General features: G+C 47.8%; 18 protein-coding genes, 4 tRNA genes and 2 pseudogenes. 13 read left to right on the top strand and 11 right to left on the bottom strand.

Annotated elements, in window-relative coordinates; all coding sequences use genetic code 11:
* Positions 1-7: 7 nt before the first annotated feature.
* The 6 genes and pseudogenes from D791_RS15785 to D791_RS15760 all read left to right on the top strand — a co-directional run bounded on the left by D791_RS15785 (position 8) and on the right by D791_RS15760 (position 6,700).
* Positions 8-826 carry an enoyl-CoA hydratase-related protein gene (locus D791_RS15785; protein ID WP_036513662.1) on the top strand — a complete coding sequence of 273 codons (819 nt, stop codon included), beginning with the start codon at positions 8-10 and terminating at the stop codon, positions 824-826.
* Positions 816-2,809, top strand: a pseudogene (locus D791_RS15780) (acetyl/propionyl/methylcrotonyl-CoA carboxylase subunit alpha). The gene D791_RS15785 and the pseudogene D791_RS15780 overlap by 11 nt, the downstream one beginning before the upstream one ends.
* The gene (locus D791_RS15775; RefSeq protein WP_036513659.1) at positions 2,806-3,717 is read left to right on the top strand and encodes a hydroxymethylglutaryl-CoA lyase; all 912 of its coding nucleotides are present in this window, start codon (positions 2,806-2,808) and stop codon (positions 3,715-3,717) included. The pseudogene D791_RS15780 and the gene D791_RS15775 overlap by 4 nt, the downstream one beginning before the upstream one ends.
* Positions 3,707-4,282 carry a peroxidase-related enzyme gene (locus D791_RS15770; protein WP_036513656.1) on the top strand — a complete coding sequence of 192 codons (576 nt, stop codon included), beginning with the start codon at positions 3,707-3,709 and terminating at the stop codon, positions 4,280-4,282. The genes D791_RS15775 and D791_RS15770 overlap by 11 nt, the downstream gene beginning before the upstream one ends.
* Before the next feature lie 66 nt (positions 4,283-4,348).
* Positions 4,349-6,037, top strand: coding sequence for an AMP-binding protein (locus D791_RS15765; protein WP_036513654.1), 1,689 nt, complete (start codon positions 4,349-4,351; stop codon positions 6,035-6,037).
* A 108-nt stretch (positions 6,038-6,145) separates the two neighbouring features.
* Complete coding sequence (locus D791_RS15760; RefSeq protein ID WP_157682409.1) at positions 6,146-6,700, top strand: DUF4124 domain-containing protein; 555 nt, start codon at positions 6,146-6,148, stop codon at positions 6,698-6,700.
* 56 nt (positions 6,701-6,756) lie between these two features.
* Here D791_RS15760 and clpX read toward each other — a convergent pair.
* From clpX to tig, 3 genes and pseudogenes are all read right to left on the bottom strand, one after another.
* A pseudogene (gene clpX / locus D791_RS15755) lies at positions 6,757-8,030 on the bottom strand (ATP-dependent Clp protease ATP-binding subunit ClpX).
* Positions 8,031-8,095: 65 nt separating this feature from the next.
* Positions 8,096-8,737, bottom strand: coding sequence for an ATP-dependent Clp endopeptidase proteolytic subunit ClpP (gene clpP, locus D791_RS15750; protein ID WP_036513650.1), 642 nt, complete (start codon positions 8,735-8,737; stop codon positions 8,096-8,098).
* Positions 8,738-8,853: 116 nt separating this feature from the next.
* A complete protein-coding gene (gene tig, locus D791_RS15745) occupies positions 8,854-10,173 on the bottom strand; it encodes a trigger factor (protein ID WP_036513647.1) in 1,320 nt (439 codons plus the stop codon).
* A 496-nt stretch (positions 10,174-10,669) separates the two neighbouring features.
* On the opposite strand from tig, the gene D791_RS15740 reads away from it, so the two are divergent.
* Together D791_RS15740 and D791_RS15735 are read left to right on the top strand one after the other, a co-directional pair.
* Positions 10,670-12,532 carry a PQQ-dependent methanol/ethanol family dehydrogenase gene (locus D791_RS15740; protein WP_420329356.1) on the top strand — a complete coding sequence of 621 codons (1,863 nt, stop codon included), beginning with the start codon at positions 10,670-10,672 and terminating at the stop codon, positions 12,530-12,532.
* 76 nt (positions 12,533-12,608) lie between these two features.
* Positions 12,609-13,256: a pentapeptide repeat-containing protein gene (locus D791_RS15735; protein WP_036513645.1), complete on the top strand. Its 648-nt coding sequence runs from the start codon at positions 12,609-12,611 to the stop codon at positions 13,254-13,256.
* A 32-nt stretch (positions 13,257-13,288) separates the two neighbouring features.
* On the opposite strand, the gene D791_RS15730 is transcribed toward D791_RS15735, so the two are convergent.
* The 6 genes from D791_RS15730 to D791_RS15705 form a co-directional block, all read right to left on the bottom strand.
* On the bottom strand, positions 13,289-13,948 hold the full coding sequence (locus D791_RS15730; RefSeq protein ID WP_036513643.1) for a response regulator transcription factor: 660 nt from the start codon (positions 13,946-13,948) through the stop codon (positions 13,289-13,291).
* A complete protein-coding gene (locus D791_RS15725; protein WP_036513640.1) occupies positions 13,948-15,210 on the bottom strand; it encodes a sensor histidine kinase in 1,263 nt (420 codons plus the stop codon). The genes D791_RS15730 and D791_RS15725 overlap by 1 nt, the downstream gene beginning before the upstream one ends.
* A gap of 251 nt (positions 15,211-15,461) precedes the next feature.
* Positions 15,462-15,537: transfer RNA gene (locus D791_RS15720), tRNA-His, on the bottom strand.
* Positions 15,538-15,561: 24 nt separating this feature from the next.
* Positions 15,562-15,646, bottom strand: a tRNA-Leu gene (locus D791_RS15715).
* A 19-nt stretch (positions 15,647-15,665) separates the two neighbouring features.
* A tRNA-His gene (locus D791_RS15710) sits at positions 15,666-15,741 on the bottom strand.
* Between the two features lie 30 nt (positions 15,742-15,771).
* Positions 15,772-15,848, bottom strand: a tRNA-Arg gene (locus tag D791_RS15705).
* A 239-nt stretch (positions 15,849-16,087) separates the two neighbouring features.
* On the opposite strand from D791_RS15705, the gene folD reads away from it, so the two are divergent.
* The 5 genes from folD (at position 16,088) to D791_RS15680 (ending at position 19,781) form a co-directional block, all read left to right on the top strand.
* Positions 16,088-16,942, top strand: a complete 855-nt coding sequence (gene folD, locus D791_RS15700; RefSeq protein ID WP_036513723.1) for a bifunctional methylenetetrahydrofolate dehydrogenase/methenyltetrahydrofolate cyclohydrolase FolD — start codon at positions 16,088-16,090, stop codon at positions 16,940-16,942.
* Between the two features lie 193 nt (positions 16,943-17,135).
* The gene (locus D791_RS15695; RefSeq protein ID WP_081763914.1) at positions 17,136-18,056 is read left to right on the top strand and encodes a MotA/TolQ/ExbB proton channel family protein; all 921 of its coding nucleotides are present in this window, start codon (positions 17,136-17,138) and stop codon (positions 18,054-18,056) included.
* Positions 18,046-18,444, top strand: coding sequence for an ExbD/TolR family protein (locus tag D791_RS15690; protein ID WP_036513638.1), 399 nt, complete (start codon positions 18,046-18,048; stop codon positions 18,442-18,444). Before D791_RS15695 ends, D791_RS15690 begins: the two co-directional genes overlap by 11 nt.
* A gap of 3 nt (positions 18,445-18,447) precedes the next feature.
* Positions 18,448-18,873: an ExbD/TolR family protein gene (locus tag D791_RS15685; protein WP_036513636.1), complete on the top strand. Its 426-nt coding sequence runs from the start codon at positions 18,448-18,450 to the stop codon at positions 18,871-18,873.
* Positions 18,870-19,781, top strand: a complete 912-nt coding sequence (locus D791_RS15680) for an energy transducer TonB (protein ID WP_036513634.1) — start codon at positions 18,870-18,872, stop codon at positions 19,779-19,781. Before D791_RS15685 ends, D791_RS15680 begins: the two co-directional genes overlap by 4 nt.
* Before the next feature lie 29 nt (positions 19,782-19,810).
* On the opposite strand, the gene D791_RS15675 is transcribed toward D791_RS15680, so the two are convergent.
* Together D791_RS15675 and D791_RS15670 are read right to left on the bottom strand one after the other, a co-directional pair.
* Entirely contained in the window at positions 19,811-21,748 is a 1,938-nt protein-coding gene (locus D791_RS15675) for a MacB family efflux pump subunit (protein ID WP_036513632.1), read from the bottom strand.
* 4 nt (positions 21,749-21,752) lie between these two features.
* Complete coding sequence (locus tag D791_RS15670) at positions 21,753-23,012, bottom strand: efflux RND transporter periplasmic adaptor subunit (protein WP_202806893.1); 1,260 nt, start codon at positions 23,010-23,012, stop codon at positions 21,753-21,755.
* Between the last annotated feature and the right edge of the window lie 83 nt (positions 23,013-23,095).

Here is a 23,095-nt window from a genome sequence, read left to right as displayed (position 1 = left end):
TGACATCATGACAGACACCAACACCTACAGTACGCTAACGGAACGTCGTCCCGGGATTTTCGAGCTCACGCTCAATCGTCCTGAAAAGCACAACGCCTTTGATGATGCGATGATTCAAAACCTGATCACACTCTTGGATCAAGCGGAAACAATTGAGCACCTTCGCCTTCTCGTCGTCAGATCCGAAGGTAAGCATTTTTCGGCAGGTGCAGATCTTGGCTGGATGAAGCGCATGGCAGGCAACAGCCACAACGAGAATCTGATCGATGCACGCCAACTGGCCAAATTGATGGATAAGCTTAACCACTTTTCTCGTCCAACACTCGCCTTGGTACAAGGGGCAGCCTATGGTGGCGCGGTCGGTCTGGCCGCGTGCTGCGATCTTGTCATTGCAAGTCGAGATGCACGCTTTTGCCTAAGCGAAGTCAAAATTGGTTTAATCCCAGCCGTGATCAGCCCCTATGTGATTCGGGCTATCGGTGAGCGCCAAGCTCGGCGCTATTTTTTAACAGCAGAAGCCTTTACTGCTGAAGAGGCTCAGATGTTTGGCTTGGTTCATAAGGTTGTTGACACGTCTGCGGACCTGCCGCATAGCGCTGAAACCTTCATCCAGCAATTGAGCTTAAACAGCCCTGAAGCAATGATGGCGGCAAAATCACTCATTTTTACAGTCAGCCAGCACGCAATAGACGCTGAATTAATTGAAGAAACAGCAAAGCGTATTGCGGATATTCGCGTCAGCGCTGAAGGTCAGGAAGGGCTCAATGCCTTTTTAAACAAGCGCCAGCCTAACTGGATACAGGAGAATAATAACAATGTTCAGTAAAATCCTGATTGCAAATCGCGGTGAAATTGCTTGCCGCGTCATTCAAACAGCCCATCGGCTTGGTATTCGTTGCGTTGCCGTGTATTCAGAAGCCGATGCCAATGCTCGCCATGTTGCAATGGCTGATGAAGCCTTCTTACTCGGCCCCGCCCCCAGCGCTGAGAGCTACCTTCGCGCTGACAAGATCATCGACATTGCCTTACAGTCGGGTGCACAAGCGATTCATCCAGGCTATGGTTTCTTATCGGAAAATACCAACTTTGCGGAAGCCTGTGCGAAGAATAATCTTGTCTTTATTGGCCCTCCTGCCAGCGCAATTGCCGCCATGGGATCTAAGTCAGCGGCGAAAGCATTATGGAAAGCGCAGGCGTCCCTCTGGTTCCGGGTTACCATGGCGCGGAGCAATCGGTTGAGATTCTTCGTGCCGAGGCTGAGAAATGCGGCTTCCCCTTATTACTGAAAGCCGTTGCAGGCGGTGGCGGTAAAGGGATGCGTGTGGTCAACCAAATGTCGGAGTTTAATGACGCGCTTGCCGCCGCTCAACGCGAAGCCAAAAATGCTTTTGGCAATCCAGACATGCTGCTTGAGCGCTATTTAACACAACCACGCCATGTCGAAATCCAAGTATTTTGCGACACTCAAGGCAATGGCGTTTACCTCGCCGAGCGGGATTGCTCTGTTCAGCGCCGCCATCAAAAAGTGCTGGAAGAAGCACCGGCTCCCGGCCTGTCACTCGACACTCGCAAAGCCATGGGTGAAGCCGCCGTTAAAGCCGCACAAGCCATCAACTATGTCGGTGCGGGTACCGTTGAATTTTTATACGATGTCGATGGCTCATTTTTCTTTATGGAAATGAACACACGCTTGCAGGTTGAACACCCTGTCACCGAGATGGTTACAGGACAAGACCTTGTCGAATGGCAGTTGCGTGTCGCCTATGGTGAGCCACTCCCTCTTCAGCAGGACGAACTGCGTATTCGCGGCCATGCCCTTGAAGCTCGTATCTATGCAGAAGATCCAGATAATGACTTTTTGCCTGCAACAGGCACCTTAACCTACTTGCGCACACCGGATGAAAGCACTCATGTGCGTGTGGACACTGGGGTTGTTGAAGGCGATGAAGTCAGCATTCATTATGACCCGATGATCGCCAAGCTAATTGTATGGGACGAAAACCGTGATCAAGCGATTAATCGAATGGTCCAAGCACTAGAGCAGTATCGCATTAATGGTGTTAAAACCAATATTCGCTTTTTACATGCGCTTTCAGACTCGCAGCCCTTTCGTGAAGCACAGCTAGACACAGGCTTCATCGAAAAACACCGCCCTCTGCTATTCCCTGCTCCACGCCTGGATTTGCATCGCGCATTAATTCTATCTGCAGGATTTTTGCTTGAACAAGCCAGAGTGACCTTGCCGCACAATCAAGACCTGTGGTCGCCCTATGCTCAGCAAAATAGCTGGCGTTTAAACTCTGAATACGCAAAGCCGCTTCTACTTCGTGTCGATGAACAACTTTACGAACTTAAAGTACTCGAAAAGAATCATGCATACGAGATCTCGATAGGTGAAAGCTTCTATCGATTGCACGCAGAGCTCGTCAATGATCAATTAAAAGCCGTTATCAATGGCCACCGGATTTCAGTGCACGGCGCTTTAAATGAGCGTGAGCTCGTCTTATTCCATGAAGGCGAATCCTTCCGTTGCGAGCGTCATGAAGAAACCTTTGGCGAACATGAAAGCACGAACCTGGGCAGCTTAACCGCACCAATGAATGGCTCTGTCGTCGCCGTGATGGTCAACCCCGGCGATCTTGTCAAGGCAGGACAAACCCTGGTGATTATGGAGGCCATGAAAATGGAGCATGCAATACGCTCCCCGGTTGACGGCACCGTTGATGAAATTTACTTCAATGAAGGTGAGCTCGTTCCGGAAGGTGCCGAACTGCTTGCCGTGACAGCCAACGAAGAGGTCAGCGCATGAGTTTTCCAAGCACGGTGCGCCTGTTTGAAATGAGCGCACGAGACGGCCTGCAAAATGAGCCTGGTGACTTTATCGCCACGCCCATCAAGATTGAGCTCATTGAACGACTCGCCGATGCAGGCCTAACACACATAGAAGCGGCCAGCTTTGTATCACCTAAATGGGTGCCACAAATGGCAGATGCGCATGACGTTTTATCTGGAATTCAGCGCCGTCCAGGCGTGACATTCGCCGCTCTAACACCCAATTTAAAAGGACTTGAGGGCGCCATTGCCGCTAAAGCAGATGAAGTCGCTGTCTTTAGCGCAGCATCTGAAGCCTTTACCCAAAAAAACATTAATTGCTCGATCGCAGAAAGTTTAGAGCGGTTTATTCCCGTCATTGAAACCGCTCGCCAGAATGGCATACGGGTTCGCGGCTACGTGTCGACTGTGATGGGATGCCCTTATCAAGGCGAGGTTTCACCGTCGGCGGTCGCTAAAGTCGCGCAGCAACTAATAGAAATGGGCTGCTATGAAGTGTCCCTAGGTGACACCATCGGTGTAGGCACCCCGCTAAAAGCAAAGCGTATGCTTGAAGCCGTGACTCAACACGTGCCAATTGACAAACTCGCTGCACATTTTCACGACACCTACGGTCAAGCCGTTGCAAACCTATACGCCGTCCTTGAAGAAGGCATTCAGGTTATTGATGCCTCGGTTGCTGGCTTAGGCGGCTGTCCTTACGCAAAAGGGGCGTCGGGAAATGTTGCAACCGAAGACGTCCTCTACTTGCTAGAAGGGTTAGGCATCGAAACAGGCATTGATTTACAAAAACTAATTAATACTGGCTTTTGGATTACTCAGCAGCTGAAACGGAACAATGGATCAAAAGTCGCTTTAGCAAAAGGAGCGTGTCATGGCCTCTAAACCCATCACTGGATTAGCTCTGAACATTCCGACATTGGACGCCCTTCCAGACGATATACAAAGATACTTCAAGAAATGTGAAGAAAAGCTGGGAATGATTCCCAACGTACTTAAAGCCTATAGCCACAACCCGGCGCAACTTGAAGTATTCAGTCGCTTTTACAACGAACTGATGTTTGGCGAAAGCGAGCTCTCTCCCTTGGAAAGAGAAATGATTGCGGTCGTTGTTTCTTCCGAGAACAAGTGTTTTTACTGCTTAGTTGCACATGGCGCAGCCGTCAGAGAGTACAGTCAAGACCCGAGTCTTGGCGAGCACTTAGTAATGAATTACCGCAGTGCCGATTTATCAAAACGCCACAAAGCCATGCTGGATTATGCTTCGTTGCTAACCCGAACCCCATCTATGGTCACACCTGCGGAGTCCGACACATTGAGATCTGTTGGATTTAGTGATCAGGGCATTTGGGATATTTGCAACCTTGTTGGGTTTTACAACATGACCAACCGAGTCGCCTTGGCGGTCGATATGCAACCGAATTCCGAATACCACGCTCAGCATCGCTAATCCTGAGCACTCAGGGCAGATATATCCTGGCCTATTGGCTATAAAAACAATAATGGAGTCAGTACGATGAATACGTTACCGAGTTACACCAGCGGTGTAAGCGCCAAACCTCTGCTGGGCATGACCATTGGCGATATGTTTGACGCAACCGCTTCCCTTCACCCAGACAACGATGCCTTAATCGTATTGCATCAAGGTATACGTTGGACCTATCGGGAGCTGCAAAACCAAGTCAATATCTGTGCAAGAGCCATGCTTGCTGCAGGGGTACGTCGCGGTGATCGCGTCGCCATTTGGTCACCTAATCGCTATGAATGGACCCTTACTCAGTTTGCAACGGCAAAAGTAGGTGCTATTCTGGTGAACATCAACCCGGCCTATCGGACACATGAGCTTGAGTATGCACTTAACCAGTCCGAAGCACGCTTTTTGATCACCGCCGATAAATTCAAAACATCTGACTATCGCGGTATGATTTATGAGCTAGCGCCTGAACTTAAAATGAGTGCAGAAGGCCAATTACACGCCCAAAAACTCCCGGAGCTCAAGGGGGTGATTAACCTAGACAACGTCAAACATCCAGGTATGTGGCGTTGGCAAGATTTTATGGACTTGGCCGATGAAATTCCGCAAGAAGTGCTTGATGATGTTCAATCAGGCCTACAATTTGATGACCCTATCAATATTCAGTACACCTCTGGAACAACTGGTTTTCCGAAAGGCGCCACACTGTCGCACCACAACATTCTAAACAATGGTTACTTTGTTGCTGAGAGTATGGGGTTTACACACCTCGACCGCTTAGTTATCCCCGTTCCGCTTTATCATTGTTTCGGCATGGTAATGGGCAATCTTGGCTGCGTCACCCATGGTGCCACCATGATTTATCCAGATGAAGGTTTTGAGCCGGGATCCGTTTTGAAGGCCGTTCATCAAGAACGCGCAACGGCGTTGTATGGTGTACCCACTATGTTCATCGCAGAACTGAACCACCCTGACTTTGCCCACTCAGACCTATCATCACTGCGCACAGGCATTATGGCAGGCTCACTCTGCCCAACCGAAATCATGAAGCAAGTCATTCACAAAATGAACATGAAGGAAGTTCAAATTGCCTACGGAATGACAGAAACCAGCCCTGTATCCACCCAAACAGGGGCCAATGATCCGCTTGAAAAACGTGTGACAACGGTTGGACGCACCCAACCTCATTTAGAGTCCAAAATTATAGACCCAGTGACTGGGCGTATTTTACCCAGAGGCCAAGTCGGTGAACTGTGTACACGTGGATACAGTGTCATGTTGAAATACTGGAATAATGAAAAAGGCACGGCTGAAGCCATTGATGAGTCAGGCTGGATGCACACGGGTGATTTAGCCAGCATGGATGAAGAAGGCTATATTCAGATTGTTGGCCGGATAAAAGACATGGTGATTCGAGGCGGCGAGAACATCTATCCGAAGGAGGTTGAGGAGTTCTTGTATACCCATCCAAGCATTGCAGAAGTCCAAGTAACGGGAATTCCAGATGCCAAGTATGGTGAAGAGCTTATTGCGTGGATTAAATTGCAACCGGGTGCCGATGAGGTGACTGAGGAAGCACTTCGTGACTTCTGTAAGGGCAAAATCACTCACTTTAAAATCCCACGTTACTTTAAATTCGTCGACACGTTTCCAATGACTGTCACCGGAAAAATTCAGAAATTCAAAATGAGAGAGATCTCCATTAAAGAGTTGGGACTCGAAGACGTCTAAACGGTCCAGGCCGGGCTGTTTTTAGGCCTGGCCACTTTCATTAACGTATTGCAGTTCAACCTGAAGCAATTTAAGCTTAAGGCAAGCGTTAAATGTCAGGAGTTAATCGTGAAACACTTTCTATGGATGGTCAGTGCCAGCCTCCTAAGCGTATCTCTGAGCGCACAGCCTATTTATAAATGCGTCCATCCCGATGGACGGCTGATTTTCTCTGATACCCAGTGTGGTGATCAAGCCGAAATCCTGGAACAGGAAGGCTCTCTTAACTCAATTCCATCCTTTGCTCAACCGGCTGAAGCGACACGCTCGGAGCCCACCACCGATAGCAAGCCCGAAGCGCTCAGCATATCTGAACGAAACCAACTCAATAATCGTTACACACAACTCTCTAGAGAAATAGATGCCTTCTTCCTCTACTCTGAGCGCCATGAGTTGCAGCATTTGCAAAGTGTCTTATCGCACAATCATCAAGCCGCGCTCGCTGCAACATCGGTGGCTCAAGATGCGCATGCCATTAATCAGCGCTTTAACAACCAAGCCCGAGATCTTCGCACCCGCCTTTGGCAAAACAAAAAACTCATGGCTCGCGAATTGATCAAACTTGAAGCACAACGTGATGCTGCGCTTTATGGGCTCGCCTCGTCTAAGCAACGACGCCCGTAACGGATTTATGACAATAAAAAACCCAGCATTTGCCGGGTTTTTTTATTGGAGTCTCATCAATGATCAGGAGCCGCCTTCGCGTGCTCTTGGTTTTCATAGATTAAGATCGGATCTGAGGTGCCTTGAATAACACCCTCATCGATCACAACCTTAGATACATTTTCCATTGATGGCAACTGGTACATAATATCCAACAAGGTCGCCTCAAGAATTGAGCGCAGACCACGAGCACCTGTTTTACGCTCCAACGCCTTATGAGCAACAGCACGCAGCGCTTCTTCACGGAAGTTAACCTCTGCACCTTCCATTTCAAAGAGTGCGGCATACTGCTTGGTTAGACTGTTCTTAGGCTGAGTCAAAATCTCTATCAATGCTTCCTCATCCAATTCTGATAAGGTTGCAATCATCGGTAAACGACCCACAAACTCAGGAATCAAACCAAACTTAACGAGATCGTCCGCTTCAACATCGTGCAGAACATCGCTGAGATTGCTCTCATCTTTGCTCTTAACCACAGCATTAAAGCCGATAGAGCTTTTCACACTGCGATTACGAATCAGCTTTTCAAGCCCAGCAAATGCACCGCCACAAATAAACAAGATATTCGAGGTATCAACTTGCAAAAACTCTTGCTGCGGGTGCTTACGACCGCCCTGTGGTGGAACGGATGCAACGGTTCCCTCTATCAGCTTAAGCAAAGCCTGTTGGACACCCTCACCAGAAACATCACGCGTTATCGATGGGTTATCAGACTTGCGCGATATTTTATCGATTTCATCGATGTATACGATGCCGACTTGCGCTTTTTCAACGTCATAGTCACATTTCTGCAAAAGCTTTTGAATGATGTTTTCAACATCTTCGCCCACATAACCCGCTTCGGTTAATGTCGTTGCATCGGCAATGGTGAAAGGCACATTGAGCATACGAGCTAAGGTCTGAGCTAACAGGGTTTTACCGCTACCCGTTGGCCCAATCAGTAAAATATTACTTTTACTTAACTCGACATCTGAGTTTTTGTCCTTGTAACGCAAGCGCTTATAATGGTTATAAACTGCCACAGCAAGAACTTTCTTGGCCCGCTCCTGACCTATGACGTAATCATCTAGGCCTTTCTTAATTTCGGCAGGCAAAGGCAATCTATCCCCTGCTTCTTGCTGAACGGTATCTTGCATCTCTTCGGTGATGATGTCGTTACAAAGATCAACACACTCATCACAAATAAACACTGAAGGCCCCGCAATTAATTTGCGAACTTCATCCTGCTTTTGCCACAAAAAGAACAAAACAGCTTGGTGCCATCACCCTTACCTGTGTTACCGTCTGACATCCGGTTACCTCGAACTTGCAAAAAACACGTCTTCAAACACTTTTATGAACACGTGTGTAAATTAGTTAAACCCCTGGTACAGCTCGCTTATCCAATACTTGGTCAATTAAGCCGTATTCTTTTGCGGTTTGCGGATCCATGAAGTTGTCGCGCTCAGTATCTCGCTCCAAAGTTTCAATCGATTGACCACTATGCTCAGCAAGAAGACGATTTAGTGTTTCACGAATCTTCAAAATTTCACGCGTGTGGATTTCGATATCCGTTGCTTGACCCCGGTAGCCGCCTAAGGGCTGGTGAATCATGACACGTGAGTTAGGCAGCGCATAACGCTTGCCTTTTTCGCCCGCAGATAAAAGAAACGCACCCATGCTGGCCGCTTGTCCTATACACATGGTGCTGACTTGTGGCTGGATGAACTTCATCGTATCGTAAATTGCCATACCTGCCGTCACCGAACCACCAGGGGAGTTGATATAAAGATGTATATCTTTTTCCGGGTTTTCAGCTTCTAAGAAAAGCAACTGAGCAACGATCAGGTTAGCCATGTGATCTTCAACCTGCCCAACCAAAAAGATAATACGCTCTTTGAGCAAACGCGAGTAGATATCGTAAGCACGCTCACCCCGTGAGCTTTGCTCGACAACCATAGGCACTAGGCCACCCGCATTGGTAATGTCACTGGAACGTCCGGTGTAAATCTCCGACATGCGTAAACTCCTAAAACCTGTAAGGTATTAACCCTGTAAAGCGAAAAACGACAGTAGGCTAGCCTAACTGTCGCTTTACAATAATTAATCAGAGAATAAAAGCAATAATATGCTAATTATTCAGCCGCCTGACGCTGAGCTGGCTTGATCGCCTCTTCATAGCTAACGTTAGATTCTGTCACTTTAGCACTGTTGATCAGATGATCCAATACTTGATCTTCTAAGACCAGCGCCTTGATTTGATTCAAAATCTCATCGTTACCGTAATACCAGTCGATGACTTCTTGTGGATCTTGGTAAGTCTCTGCCATCTCTTCAATGGTTTCACGAACTTTAGCATCTTCAGGTTTGATTTCATTAACCTTAATCAGTTCCTGAATCAACAAGCCAACAGTCACTCGACGCTTCGCTTGATCAACAAACATTTCTTTTGGCAGCATGTTTGGATCGAACTGTGCATTAGCACCACCGAACTGTTGAACGGCCTGCTTGCGAAGTACGTCAATTTCACGATCAACCAATGCAGTTGGTACGTCGATCTGGTTTACTTCGATCAACTTGGTGAAGACTTGATCTTTTAGCTTAGTTTTCAAAGCATGCTTGAGTTCACGTGCCATGTTTTTGCGAACTTCTGCACGGAAACCATCAAAGGTTGTTTCTTCGATGCCGAAACGGCTGAAGAACTCTTCGTTAAGTTCTGGCAATTTTTGCTCAGACACAGTCAAAACGGTCACTTTAAAGAGTGCTGGCTTACCTTTTAGGTTTTCAGCGTGGTAATCTTCAGGGAAGGTCACATTCAGCTCAACGTCTGCATTTGCAGCAGCACCAACTAGGCCTGCCTCAAATCCTGGAATCATGCTGTTTGAGCCGATAACAAGATCCATGCCTTCCGCACGACCGCCGTCAAACGCTTCACCATCAATGAAACCTTCGAAGTTGATGCGAACACGGTCATTTTCAGCTGCAGCACGCTCAACTTCAGTCCACTCGGCTTGTTGCTTACGCAGAGTGTCGATCATTTTGTCCAGATCTTCTTCAGCAATTTCAGCCGATTGTTTTTCAATTTCAACGCCAGAGAAGTCTTGCAAAACAATTTCAGGGTACACTTCAAAAGTCGCAATGTACTCTAGATCTTCACCCTCTTTATCTTTACGAAACTCGATATTAGGGCCACCCGCAGGCATTAATTTTTCCTGGTCTACAGCCTTGTAAAAAGTCTCTTGTACTACTTGGCTCAGAACGTCTTCACGAATGGCTTTACCAAACATACGCTTAATAACAGAGACCGGCACTTTACCAGGACGGAAGCCATCCAAGCGGCGAGTACGTGCCTGCTGTTGAACCAGCTTGTTTACATCCTGATCAATTCGCTCAGCAGGAACAGTTACAGTAACCTGACGTTCAAGGCCGGAAGTCGTTTCAACAGAAACTTGCATGGAATTCCTCACAGTACATTGCAGTATAATATAATGGCTTGACTGCAACCCACTTTGACTGCTGCAATCAGCAGACCAAAGGACAAGATGCCAAACCTTAATTCTAAAGGGCAAAATTCTCCGTGAACTCTACTCAATAGTCAAGTGATTGCCGTTGTCCATGCACAAAAGACTCCTTTTTTATCCTACATCCCTTTTCTTTTTTGACGTTTCTGGCCTGATTTAAGGTCTAAATGATTTTTTTAAACTCAACGCTAGTATACGGCTCAGGAATGAAATACACTGTCCTTAAGTCGTAAAACTTTACGATAACACATTGTTTAATTTGGGAAATATTCCCTACCACCTTCCTTTTTCCCTTTTTTTAACTCTCTTTATCCTTAACATTAAGGGTGCTATTCCATCGCTGTTATTTTGCCTGCTCACCATAATACCCATGCACTAAGGCATTGAACTTAACTCAACTGCTGAGTTCCTCTTTCAACAGGGTATTATTATGATGCATACAAGAAAAATAACGTCACGTCACACTCCTTTAGGCTATGCAATTAAAGCGGCCCTTCTATCCACAGCAATAGGCCTGGGTAGTGTATCGGCTCACTCAGCTTCATCGGTCACGTGGGACGACATCGTTAATGATCCAGACAACACTCAAACAGTCTTAAGTTATGGCTTTGGACCCAAAGCTCAACGCTACAGCCCAATGACGATGGTGAATGCGGAAAACGTAAACCGCTTAACTCCCGCTTGGTCTTTTTCGTTTGGTGATGAAAAGCAACGCGGTCAAGAATCACAAGCATTGGTTCATGAAGGCGTTATTTATGTCACCGGGTCTTACTCACGCGTATTTGCGATTGATGCCAAAACAGGCAAACAACTCTGGAACTACGCTGCTCGCCTTCCCGATGACATTCGCCCATGCTGCGATGTCGTCAATCGCGGCGCTGCAATTTTCGAAGATAAAATTTTCTTTGGCACGCTGGATGCGGCGATGGTTGCTTTAGATAAAAACACCGGACGCGTTGTCTGGCGCAAGAAATTTGGCGACCATTCAGCAGGCTATACCATGACTGGCGCCCCTACGATTGTTAAAGATCAGGCAAGTGGACGCACACTGCTAATCCATGGTTCATCTGGAAATGAATTTGGCATCGTCGGCAAACTCTTTGCACGCGACCCTAACACGGGCGAAGAAGTATGGATGCGTCCTTTTGTAGAAGGTCATATGGGCCGTCTTGACGGCAAAGACAGCACACCAACCGGAGACCCAAGAGCCCCCTCTTGGCCGGATGACCCCAACACAGAAACAGGCAAAGTTGAAGCCTGGAGCCATGGCGGTGGCGCCCCTTGGCAAAGCGCTAGTTTTGACATCGAAACCAATACCATTATTGTCGGTGCAGGCAACCCAGCCCCTTGGAACACTTGGAAACGCACATCTGAAGGCGGCAACCCTCTCGATTATGATAATTTATATACCTCTGGCCAGGTAGGTGTTGACCCAAGCACTGGTGAAGTCAAATGGTTCTACCAACACACACCAAATGACGCATGGGACTTCTCTGGCAATAATGAGCTGGTTCTCTTTGAGTACGACGACAATGGCAAAACCGTTAAAGCCACCGCCCACGCGGATCGTAATGGCTTTTTCTATGTTGTTGATCGCGAGGATGGTAGCTTTATTCGCGCCTTCCCATTTGTTGACAACATTACTTGGGCCACTCACATAGACCCTGAAACAGGCCGCCCAGTCGAGGTAGAAGGCCAACGCCCACCACCGCCAGCACCGGGTGAAGAGCGTGGCGAATCCATTGAAGTATCTCCACCCTTCCTCGGTGGCAAAAACTGGAATCCCATGGCCTACAGCCAAGATACTGGCTGGTTCTATGTGCCTGGCAATCACTGGAAAGAGGATTACTGGACCGAAGAAGTCACCTACAAAAAAGGATCAGCCTATTTAGGCCAGGGCTTCCGCATCAAAAAAATGTATGACGATCATGTCGGTATTTTACGGGCAATGAATCCTCTGACGGGTGAGATTGAATGGGAACACAAAGAAGCCCTTCCGCTTTGGTCGGGTGTACTCGCCACCAAAGGAGACTTGGTTTTCACGGGCACCAGTGATGGATATTTCAAAGCCTTCCATGCCAAAACAGGTGAAGAGCTTTGGAAATTCCAAACAGGATCAGGCATCGTTTCCAGCCCTGTGACGTGGGAAATGGATGGCGAACAGTACATAGGCATTGCGTCAGGCTACGGTGGCGCCGTACCTCTATGGGGTGGTGACATGGCCGTATTAACACGCCCTGTCCCACAAGGCGGCGCTTTCTGGGCCTTTAAGCTTCCATCTTGGGCTCAGTAATACCCTAGTCGTATACACAGTATTTACATGGCTTTGAGCCTGTTATGACAGGCTCTTTTTTTCAGGAAGCTATCTTATGAAGCCTCTATCAGCCTCTATCCTTCTATTTTCTTCATGTATAAGCCTAATCGCATTCGCCGAAGACTGCCCCTTTACCCCAAACGCCGACTGTGCAAATGGGCAATTTGAATCCATTAAACTGGCCGGGAAGGACTTGCGCTACATCAACCTCAGCGGTGCAGATCTTCGGAACGCTGACTTACGCCATACCGACTTACGTGGTGCTAACTTACAAGGCGCTGACCTGCGTCATGCCAAACTGACGCGTGCCAATCTAGAAAAAACCAATCTACGTGGTGCAAAACTTGACCATGCTAATCTGCAATCTACATCCGCTTGGGCGATGTTTGGCCAAGGCGCCTCTTTCAAGCACGCACAACTAGACGGTGCCGACCTGACCTTTGCTCGCTTAACCCAGGGCAAGTTTGAGAACGCCAGTTTCTATGCAGCCAATCTAGAAATGGCTTGGTTGACCAAAGCAGACCTTGTCGGAGCCAACTTTGAAGATGCCAATCTTCAAGAAGCAAAATTCAATAATGCCAACCTTGAAAACGCTAAGTTCAATGGCGCTATCTTTCGCTTCGCGACCTTTCAAAACACCTACATGGACGGGTGTGACGGCTGCCCACACGACTGGATGATTCCTAAAAACTACACAGACTAAAGCAACCTAAACACTACAAAGCGGAGCTCAAATCAACTCGATAAAACACTTCCGCTTTGTATTTCCCCAAGCTTAATGATGCCAAATTGAATCGCCAAATGAACAAACTGCGCAGTCGATGTCACCTGCAGTTTACTTTTGAGCAGCGCCGTATGATTTGACACAGTTTTAACACTCACACACAAATGCTCGGCAATGTCTCTTGGCGGCATTCCTTTTGCTAAAAGTACAAAAATCTCAAACTCTCTTGGAGTCACATCAGGCAAACCACCCTCTTGTACAGGGCGGTGCATCGCTAAGCGCATTGCCAGTTCGTGCTCAACATAAGGCTTTCCCTGCATGACACGCGTGACTGCTTCCAATAAGACTTTTGGCGATCCACTTTTTGAAATATACCCCAACGCTCCCACATCTAATGCTTGCTGCACCATCGGCAATTCATCGTACATGCTAAAAAACAGAATACGCGCACTTGAGTTACGCTCGATGATGCGCCGCCCAACTTCAAGCCCCGTCAAATCCGGCAAATGTATATCCAATACAATCAGATCCGGAGCATGCTGCTGCCATAGAGCAAAGCCTTCACTGCCCGTGCTGGCTTCTAGAATCTGACATGACTCAAGCATTGCAGATAACAAGCTAGAATACCCCTGCCTAACAACCGCATGGTCATCAACCAATAAAATTTTCATTAAGACACTCCCTCTTGGAAACAAGGAACCTGTAAGATGATTTTTAACCCTTGCCCTGCGTTCGAAACAAACTGCAAATGAGCATTCATTGACCTTGCACGCTCATACATAGATCGCAACCCTACTCCCTGCACCATATTGGCCTGTAAACCTTGCCCATCGTCATCAACAATAACCTCTAATCCCTTCTCCGTTAAATTCATTGTAACCAACACCCTATTGGCACACGCATGACGCGCCACATTGTTTAGCGCTTCCTGCACCAAACGATAAATATGCGTCGCGGCATCTTTTTGCAGAGGTGGCAAAACCTCTGGAAGACATACCCTGCATTTAATGCCACTGGATTGCTGCCACTGCACAACCAATCCCTGCAAAGACTGACTAAGCCCCAGCGGCTCAAGCATCACTGGGTGAAGACTGCGCACTAAACGCAAAAAGCCTTCCTGCATCGCTTGGCAATGCTCGATTATTCGATCCGCCGTCTGCTTCACCAAAGCGGCGTTCTCTGGCGCTTGGGAAATAAGATAAGACTGCGCCCGAATGCCCGTCACGTACTGACCAAGATCATCATGCAGTTCCCGCGCTAGGTAGGCGCGCTCTTTTTCCTGAAGCGCCATTAGCTCTTCCGTTAAACGCTGATTACTTTTTTGCTCCAACTCCAAGGCATCAGACATTTGCGAGAAACAGGCCGCCAACTGACGGGCTTCCGGTACATCATAGGCATTTAAGGAGGCACTAAACTGAAAGGGCTTTTCTGGCTGCACATAAAGGGACGATAGTAACTGCTGAAATGGCTTAACCCCTATACGTCGACCATAGTAGGCGGCCAAGATAGCAATACTGAATGCGACAACAAACAAGACAAACACTAAGACGACCGACTCCCAGACCTCCTCAACTTCATCAAAAGGGTTCGCCACTAACCACATGCGCTGGCCATCGGGTAGCGATACAGTAATCGCATTTTGAAATAGATTTTCACTCCAAATCATCCGATAAAACCAAGCCGGTATTTCATCATGCCCATCAAAATCTTGAAACGTTAACGAATGCTGGACTTTAATCACGAGATGACGCACCTGTGCCTCTTCAAGTAAAGCTAATCGCTGGGGATTATCGTCCGCTAACTGAAACAACAAGCCTGCTAACGCTTGACCGGCTGAAAGCTCACGCTGAATATCAGACCGCCCTTGTTGCACCAAACCAAAAAAAGTTAAAAAAAACAGACAACAAAACACCAGAAAGACGATAATCGACATTCTTAGGAATCTAGGCATAACCACTTACTCATCTCGGATAAAATACCAATCGATGAGTATAACAAGTGAACTGGGCACCCATAGGAGTGAACTTAAGCAGAATATTGTTAGTACTTTAGTCGGAAAATACACGAAGCGGAATTCAAAAGCGCAACGGCCTTTTCTGAATCAAAGGCAAATAGAACATAAAAAGTGTAAATTTATGTATTGAGACAGCTATTTAAACAATGGAGGGATTAAACACAAGACAATGGGGTGGACGATGGGGCTTGAACCCACGACCGCCGGAATCACAATCCGGAGCTCTGCCAACTGAGCTACGCCCACCATAGCGATTTTTTACATTTGAATTGGTGCGGATGGAGAGACTCGAACTCTCACGCCTCGCGGCACTGGAACCTAAATCCAGCGTGTATACCAATTTCACCACATCCGCATATTGATCGTTGTATAAATGGGGTGGACGATGGGGCTTGAACCCACGACCGCCGGAATCACAATCCGGAGCTCTGCCAACTGAGCTACGCCCACCATAACATCTATACAATTTGTTCAGGTTACTGGTGCGCCCGGCAGGAATCGAACCTGCAACCTACGGCTTAGAAGGCCGTTGCTCTATCCGATTGAGCTACGAGCGCTTTTAGCCTGAACACTTACTAAGTTGCAGTAGTGTTGCGCCTCAGAAGTGGTGCGTATCTTAAGGAAGACTTTCACCTTCGTCAACACTTATTTTTAATTTTTTAACAAAAACAAGAAAATGTCGATTTCAGCCCTGCTTTTTAAGTGGCTTAAGGCCTCATCCTTGTTTATGCATGGCGCAGTTTATGCGAAAATTGTCGCATTAAGACAAACTATGTTTCGGGAAACCCTTCTAACAATGAGCGCTTCAATCATCGATGGTAAAGAAATTGCTAAATCTGTCCGCGCAAACGTCAAAGAGGCCATTCAACAAAGAGTAAAAGAAGGCAAACGCTCCCCCGTCTTGGCGGTGGTTCTGGTTGGCCAAGACCCGGCTTCTCAGATTTATGTTAAGAATAAAAAAATGGCCTGCGAAGAGGTCGGCATCACCTCTGTTAGCTATGAGCCAGACGCCAACATTACTCAGTCTGAATTACTAGCACTGGTTCATTCGCTTAATAACGACGAGCAGATCGACGGCATTTTAGTACAGCTTCCCTTGCCCACTCATTTAGACTGCACCGAAATTCTTGAAGCGATCAAGCCCGAAAAAGATGTCGATGGATTTCACGCCTTCAATATTGGCCGACTTGCTCAACGTATCCCTGCACTGAGACCCTGCACACCTAAAGGCATTATGACCCTTCTAAAGTCCACTGGGGTTGACCTTTACGGACAAGAAGCCGTCATTGTGGGCGCCTCTAATATTGTCGGCCGCCCCATGACACTAGAACTGCTCTTAGCCGGTTGCACAACCACAACAACACATCGCTTCACTCGTGATTTGCAAAGCCATGTTGCGCGTGCCGATATTGTCGTGGTAGGTGTGGGAAAACCCGGAATTGTTAAAGGCGAATGGATCAAACCTGGTGCTATTGTCATTGATGTGGGCATTAATCGACTTGATGATGGCTCTGTCGTTGGTGATGTTGAGTATGCAATTGCTGCTGAGCGCGCAGGCTGGATCACGCCAGTCCCTGGAGGTGTGGGCCCTATGACAGTTGCCAGCCTTATGGAAAACACCTTAGAAGCTGCAGTTAACGCAAACCCTTAATCACCGCCACTTCCTATGGCATGCCCTAGTCATTGGGGCATGCTCCGCTCCTGTCTAAGCCTTGCACGCCTTCCAAACATAGATTCAAACAACATTTAACCCATTACGCTGATTAGAAGATCTCACTGTTGATAACATAAACGATAATGTTTATCATTAGCTCTTTATTAGTAAGGATCACTCTGAGACGATTATGAATACTTCCACCCCCTTAAACAGTGAAGAAACTCATCTCGACGCCAGCGTTAATGAAGCCGTAACGCCAGATATTGAGACATCTTTCAACACGGACGCTCAAATTGAATCCACACTTGATACGTCTCTCGCAGAGGCTTCCGCCGAAGTCACGGACATCGAAACAGCTGAATCAGCACTCGACGCCGTTGCTGCGATTGTGCCTGACTCAACGGCAGACCAGATCATCAACTTACTCGAAATCGGCGGTCCTGTTGTTTGGGTCTTAACCGTATTTTCAGTGTTTGCCCTTTCCCTCATTCTTTTGAAATTCTGGCAATTGTCGGTTGCTAACATTGGGGCCAAGCGCAAAACCCTTAAGGCGATAGACGCTTGGAACCGCGGAAAAACCTCCGATGCCATAAATGCACTTAATTATAGTAGCCAATCGCTGCCAAAAATGATTGGCGTTGCCATGCGCGGCATGAAGTCTCAGGGAGATACACCTAAGCTTCGCGAAGAGCTTGGCCGTCTCGCCAGCATGGAAATGGAAAATCTTCGCGCCTATTTGCGCCCTCTTGAGGTCATTGCCAATTTGAGCCCGTTACTTGGTCTACTTGGTACGGTACTGGGGATGATCGTCGCCTTCCAGCAAATGGAAATGGCGGGAAATCAAGTGGATCCAAGTGTTCTCTCTGGCGGTATTTGGCAGGCACTCCTAACAACAGCTGCGGGCCTGACTGTTGCCATCCCAGTATTTATGGCACACAGCATTCTTGAGCGTAAAACAGAGCGCATTGGACATGATATGGAAAATCTGATGACCTGCGTGTTCACACGCAACTGCTTAGATGAAAGCTGCGCATGCAATATACCCGAGACCGTAAAAGAAACTGAGGAAGCTTGGGATAAGAATGGAGCTGCCATTCATGCAGCTTAATCTCAACAAAGGCATACGACGCAAAACGATCAGCATGACACCGCTGATCGATGTCGTGTTTATTTTGCTGTTATTTTTTATGCTGACGTCCAGTTTTATAAAATGGCAGCAGATGCAACTTGCTGTCTCTGCTCCCTCTACCGCATCGGTCGCAACGTCAGACAACCCACCTCTGATTGCGCGCTTATCATCCGACGGACAGGTGTCATTGGGTGGAGAGTCCTTTTTAAGCCATGAAGACGATGCACTCAAAGCCTTTATTGATCGACATGAGCCGTCGCGCATACTGCTCACAACAGATGAAGAAGCTTCCATTCAACAAATCGTCAGTCTTATTGATCGCTTCCAACGCTTAGGGGCCACAAACGTCTCATTTAACGTAGATTAAGCCATGAAACTTTTTACGTCTGCCCAAAACCGAAAAGACAAAGACGACAATTTGATCCCTTTGATCAATGTCGTCTTTCTTATGTTGATTTTTTTCATGCTGGCGGGGCAAATCACCGCTAGCGATGCCTTTAAAGTCACCCCACCCTCCTCTTTAGTCGAGGCTCCCGTTTTAGAAGCTCTCGAATTTGAAGTACTGTTGAATGCCGATGGTGACCTCGCCTTAAACAACACACTAATGGCCCTAGAAGACATTAAATCACTCTTATCGGAGAGCAAGCAAAGCCAGCAAGATGTAGAAATTAACGTGGCATTAAAAGCCGATGCCGATGTTAGCGCCGCTCAACTCAAGCCTTTACTCACGGCACTCACTGAGATCCAAGTAAGTCAAGTAACGCTCTATACACGCCAGGTGATGACTCAACCATGACTCTTAAAAAACGACACGGACTTATCGCCTTTGTGTTTGCGATTTTTTTTCATGTTGGCCTAGTGGTCTTAATTACCTATCGATCTACGACGGTCGCAGAAGAAAGCGCAGAGCTTCCCGGATATGCAGGTGTTACTGTTAGCCTTGCCTCTGCGGGTGATCTCTTGGCTGCCTTGGAACAAAGCGCGGCCGCTGAGGCAGCGGAAGCAACTCCGGAGACCTCACCAGAACCTGCGGTTGAACCGACTCCAGAGCCAACACCTGAACCTACCCCCGAGCCGGAACCTGAGCCAGAGCCCATTCCAGAGCCCATTCCAGAATCTAAACCAGAACCCATTCCAGAGCCTAAACCAGAACCGAAGCCTGAGCCTAAACCAGAACCGAAGCCTGAGCCTAAACCTGCACCTAGACCCGAGCCACGACCTGAACCTAGACCAGAGCCCAGACCCGAACCAAGGCCAACACCTCAAGCCACAGCGACAACGACCACTGCAGCCGAAAGCACTCAGCAAACAACCACGGATGTTTCGGCTGAGCAAACATCCACGCCAACAACGGCGGGAGCCAATGCACCTGGACAACAAAAAACAACGGATACAGGTGGCGACCCCGCTGCACAAGCCACCTATTTTTCGAGCTTAGCGCAACATCTCGCTCGCCATAAACGCTATCCAATGGCAGCAAGACGCCAGCAACGCCAAGGGACTGCAGAGCTTGAGTTCACACTTGATCGAACTGGTAGAGTTATTGCCAGCCGAGTCGTACGCAGTAGTGGTCATAACCTTTTGGATAAAGAGGTTCTCGATATGCTGGTTCGAGCCGCCCCCTTACCGGCTTTTCCAAGCAGCATTACAGAGTCAACCCTTGTGATTACCCTGCCTGTTACATTCAACCTCAGCGAACGTTAACCCGTCGCTGGGGTTTTCCTCCCCAGCTTTTATTCAGAGGCTAGCGCAACGACAGGATCCAAATGTGCGGCTTTCCTGGCAGGTAAGAAGCCGAACAATAATCCCGTCAAAAAGGCACATCCAAATGCCATCGTCACTGGCAACAGGCTAAACATCACAGGCGTTCCTAAATAACCAACCAGCCAGGTCACCCCTAGCCCTAGCCCAACGCCTATCAAACCACCCAACGCCGACACCAGTACCGCCTCAACTAAAAATTGTTGCATGATGTTTATGGTTCTGGCACCTGTAGCCATTCGCACCCCAATTTCGCGAGTACGCTCAGTCACTGAGACCAGCATAATATTCATCACGCCAATACCGCCAACCAACAGCGAGATAGCGGCAATCGAACCCAGCAACAACGTCATCGTATTCTGGGTTTCTGAAACCGATTCGATGATTGATGCCATATTTCGTATTTGAAAATCTTCCGTTCCATGACGAGACAATAAGAGATTATGCACTTGCTCTTGCATCTGATCGATCTCACTCAGCTCTTCAACTGATACCGTAATACTTCTTAAGTGCCTTTGCCCAAATAAACGCAAACTGCCTGTTTGGTATGGAACAATCACCACATCATCTTCATCTCGACCAAATGGAGAAGCTCCCCGCGTACTCATCGTGCCTATGATTTGAAACATAATGTTGTTAATCATCACATACTGGCCCACGGGGTCTTGACCCGGAAACAGCGCATTCGCAGCCGTTTGCCCCATTAAGGCTACAGATGAGTAATTCACATCATCGTCGGGTGTAAAGAAGGTTCCTCGCTCTACGTTCCAAGCGCGTACAATTGGAAAAGCAGATGATGTTGCCATGACCTCAGTTTGGTGATCACGCTCACCCGCGCGTAATGTAACCGAACCACTCAATTCTGGAATGGCTGCCAAAATACCGGGCAACTCATTAATGGCATCCACGTCTTCCGGTGTTAAGGAGGTCGCTCCCCACCCCCTCTGATTGGGTGCACCGGGCCTAATCAGCAAGAGATTAGAGCCCATCGAACTAATGCGATCAACAACCGCTTGCTTTGCTCCATCGCCAATTCCCAGCATGGTAATGACCGAAGCAACCCCTATCACAATCCCTAGCAAGGTGAGAGCTGTTCTAAACAGATTGGCACGTAATGCTCTCAATGACATCCGAAATGCTTCCACCAAGTGACCTGAGCTCCCTGAGTGATAAGACTCGGATTTCTCCTTCGGCACTGAATTCAATACTTGACTCGTTCCCGGATCGGAGACAATCACACCATCACTGATTTCAATAATTCGATCCGCATGTGACGCCACCTTCTGATCATGTGTAATTAGAATTAGGGTATGGCCTTGTTGCGCCAAGGTTGCGAACAGTGCCATTACCTCTTTACCCGTTTGGCTGTCGAGAGCCCCTGTTGGCTCATCTGCCAAGATGATTTGCCCACCATTCATCAAGGCACGGGCGATAGAAACTCGCTGTTGCTGGCCACCTGATAACTGACTGGGACGATGATCAGCTCGATCCCCCAAACCCAGAGACTCCAATAATGCAAACGCACGCTCTTCGCGCTCATCGACGGGCATCCCGGCATAAACGGCAGGCACCTCGACATTTTCCAGCGCTGTTGAACCTGACAATAGATTGTAGCTTTGAAAAACAAATCCAAACGCTTCACGTCGCAAACCCGCCAACTCATCTTTTGATAAATCCGACACATCCACGCCGTTAAATAAATACTGCCCGGATGTCGGGCGATCCAGACATCCAAGAATGTTCATCAGAGTTGATTTACCAGAGCCAGATGAACCAATGATTGCCACAAACTCACCGGGCATAATTTTAAGATCAAGTCCTTTCAGCACATCCACAGTCCCGTCTCCGCTGGGAAAGGATCTCTTAATGTTCCTTAATTCAATAATAGGTTTAGCGTCTAGTGCATCCATGAAACTACCTCATACGTGGTTGCGCGGCATTCATCGGCCCCATGGACGGTCCAGCGGACGCATTCATATTCGATCGTGCAGCCGATCGATTTATCTGTAAAAGAACCTGATCTCCTTCACTAAGTACTCCGTCCATGATCTGTGCATTCACGCGATTGGTGACACCGACTTTCACCTCTAACTCATCAACTCCCCCCTGCTCATTTAGCCGCAACACAGTTGCCTGCCTCTCTCTCGTTTGTGAAGGGCGACCTTCAGAGTTAGAAGACTGCCTTGCTGACTCAGGCCTAGCGCCCTCATTTCTGTATTGAAGTGCGGAAATAGGCAACTGCAATACATTTTCAGCCGACGCAATCACAAAAAATACCTGAGCGGTCATTTGTGGCATTAAACGACCTTGAACATTTTCAACATCAAATAAAGCGTTGTAGAGGACCACATTGCTCTCGACAACAGGCGTTGGCTCAATACGACGTAAGTGTCCATACCAACGCTGCAGAGGGTTGCCTAAGGTCGTGAAATACGCGGGCATGTCATCGCGTAAACGACTAATATCAGCCTCGGACACTTGAGCCTGAACCGTCATAACAGATAAATCAGCAATTTGTAAAATAACAGGTGCCTGCTGATTGGCATTTAAGGTCTGACCCTGACGAGCCGAAATGGATACAACAGTGCCGCTCATAGGTGCATAAATCTTGGCGTAGTTTAAGTTCGCCTCTTCCGCTCTCAAGGTTGACTCTGTCTGTTCAATTTGTGCTTTAATGGCACTGACTTGAGCACGCGCTGAGCGCAAAGTCGCTTCAGCTATTTGCAGTGATTCTTGAGAAGTAGCACGTGTTGTCATCAGGTTTTGCTGACGTTTATACTGAAGGTCAGCTAAGGTAAGTGAGGCTTCTCGATCTTCGAGTTGCGCCCGCTGATTACGAAGCTGAGCTCGGATTGCATCGACACCCGCACTCAAAACCGTCGGATCGATTTCAGCCAACAACTGCCCTTCTTCAACAAAATCACCTACTTCAACATGAATATGTGTGAGTTGCCCAGACACCTGAGCGCCAACATCTACATAATTGCTGGGTTGTAAACGTCCAGTCGCAGTCACGACATTTTCAATATTTCCACGCGTCACGGATACAGTGACCTGCTGAGCTTGGCCATTCTGACTTTGCGTCCAATAGTATCCTCCAATGAGCGCTCCACCCAGCAATAAAGCAACCCAGATAAACAACCAGGCCTTAGATTTACGCTTCTTTCTCACCATAACCTTTATCATTCCAAGTCAATTGAAGATGCCTATTATCAAGTAGTGACACCTCCTTCACAATGTAAATTCCCTGACTTTAC

Origin of the sequence: Nitrincola nitratireducens (assembly GCF_000585235.1) — a bacterium.
Classification (GTDB): Bacteria; Pseudomonadota; Gammaproteobacteria; order Pseudomonadales; family Balneatricaceae; genus Nitrincola; species Nitrincola alkalisediminis.
The sequence above is the reverse complement of the archived record's forward strand: the minus strand, read 5'-3'. Positions and strand labels throughout refer to the sequence as shown.

Excerpts from the sequence above, each read along its gene's own strand:
- D791_RS15785 (WP_036513662.1), top strand. The coding sequence starts at position 8 with ATGACAGACACCAACACCTACAGTACGCTAACGGAACGTCGTCCCGGG.
- D791_RS15775 (WP_036513659.1), top strand. The coding sequence starts at position 2,806 with ATGAGTTTTCCAAGCACGGTGCGCCTGTTTGAAATGAGCGCACGAGAC.
- D791_RS15770 (WP_036513656.1), top strand. The coding sequence starts at position 3,707 with ATGGCCTCTAAACCCATCACTGGATTAGCTCTGAACATTCCGACATTG.
- D791_RS15765 (WP_036513654.1), top strand. The coding sequence starts at position 4,349 with ATGAATACGTTACCGAGTTACACCAGCGGTGTAAGCGCCAAACCTCTG.
- clpP (WP_036513650.1), bottom strand. The coding sequence starts at position 8,737 with ATGTCGGAGATTTACACCGGACGTTCCAGTGACATTACCAATGCGGGT.
- tig (WP_036513647.1), bottom strand. The coding sequence starts at position 10,173 with ATGCAAGTTTCTGTTGAAACGACTTCCGGCCTTGAACGTCAGGTTACT.
- D791_RS15740 (WP_420329356.1), top strand. The coding sequence starts at position 10,670 with ATGATGCATACAAGAAAAATAACGTCACGTCACACTCCTTTAGGCTAT.
- D791_RS15735 (WP_036513645.1), top strand. The coding sequence starts at position 12,609 with ATGAAGCCTCTATCAGCCTCTATCCTTCTATTTTCTTCATGTATAAGC.
- D791_RS15730 (WP_036513643.1), bottom strand. The coding sequence starts at position 13,948 with ATGAAAATTTTATTGGTTGATGACCATGCGGTTGTTAGGCAGGGGTAT.
- D791_RS15725 (WP_036513640.1), bottom strand. The coding sequence starts at position 15,210 with ATGTCGATTATCGTCTTTCTGGTGTTTTGTTGTCTGTTTTTTTTAACT.
- folD (WP_036513723.1), top strand. The coding sequence starts at position 16,088 with ATGAGCGCTTCAATCATCGATGGTAAAGAAATTGCTAAATCTGTCCGC.
- D791_RS15695 (WP_081763914.1), top strand. The coding sequence starts at position 17,136 with ATGAATACTTCCACCCCCTTAAACAGTGAAGAAACTCATCTCGACGCC.
- D791_RS15690 (WP_036513638.1), top strand. The coding sequence starts at position 18,046 with ATGCAGCTTAATCTCAACAAAGGCATACGACGCAAAACGATCAGCATG.
- D791_RS15685 (WP_036513636.1), top strand. The coding sequence starts at position 18,448 with ATGAAACTTTTTACGTCTGCCCAAAACCGAAAAGACAAAGACGACAAT.
- D791_RS15680 (WP_036513634.1), top strand. The coding sequence starts at position 18,870 with ATGACTCTTAAAAAACGACACGGACTTATCGCCTTTGTGTTTGCGATT.
- D791_RS15675 (WP_036513632.1), bottom strand. The coding sequence starts at position 21,748 with ATGGATGCACTAGACGCTAAACCTATTATTGAATTAAGGAACATTAAG.
- D791_RS15670 (WP_202806893.1), bottom strand. The coding sequence starts at position 23,012 with ATGGTGAGAAAGAAGCGTAAATCTAAGGCCTGGTTGTTTATCTGGGTT.